The organism is Jeotgalibaca caeni, assembly GCF_028863945.1.
GTDB lineage: Bacteria > Bacillota > Bacilli > Lactobacillales > Aerococcaceae > Jeotgalibaca > Jeotgalibaca caeni.
In genome coordinates this window covers 1-845 of sequence record NZ_JARBEA010000139.1, presented here as the reverse complement: position 1 = coordinate 845, position 845 = coordinate 1, and the positions used below count along the sequence as shown (strand labels likewise).

General features: G+C 53.5%; 1 protein-coding gene. It reads right to left on the bottom strand.

The features are described 5' to 3' along the window. On the bottom strand, positions 1-845 hold an 845-nt coding region (locus PVE40_RS12835), incomplete at both ends, for a transposase (RefSeq protein WP_274732317.1).

The window sequence follows — 845 nt, the reverse complement described above, 5'->3', positions numbered from 1 at the left end:
TTGTAGCCGGCCTTCAGCTGGCCGTTGCCCATGTGGTCGTCCTTCATGCGCATGAAGGTCGCATCGGTGTCTGTCTTGGAATAACTGTTCCGGTCGCCGAAGATGGCCATGTCTTGTTGGTACTTCTGCTTCCGTTCTGCCATTTCCTGGAACGCCTTGCGGTATTTCTTTGGGATCTTCCGCTCCGCACGGAGCTTTTTGCGCTCACTGCCCGATTCTTCTGCTGCCATCTCCTCGGTATAGCCATTGATTGTCTCATCCAATGTCTCTACCACGTGGAGAAGCTCTTCGACGGTCAGTTCTTCCGTGCTATCCCGCTCGATTTCCGGGATGATCTGGCGCTCCAACAGCTCATCGTAGAGCCGGTTTGACTTTTCGACCAGGCTGGTGCTGTACTTTTCGATTGACTTTCGCCAAACGAAAGTGAACTTGTTGGCGTTGGCCTCGATTTTTGTGCCGTCGATGAAGAGCGCCTCCTCGTCAATCAACTCTTCCGCCACAAGGCGGCAACGGAACTGGACGAAACATTGCCGGAGCAGCTCCTGCACGAACGGGTTCACCCGAAAACGATTGATGGTCCGGTACGTTGGCTCGTGGCCTTGGGCCAGCCACATCATCCGGATGCTGTCCTGCAGGAGTGCTTCGATTCTCCTGCCAGAAAAGACGGACTGCGTGTAGGCACACAGGATGATCTTTAGCATCATGCGCGGATGGTAGGCAGGGCAGCCGGTGGCTCGGATAAAGGGCACAAAAGCTTCCTCCGGAATGCTTTCCACCAAGTCGTTCACGGCAAAAGCGACATCATTTTTCTGTAATTTAAATTCCAAATCTAGAGGCAAAATCAC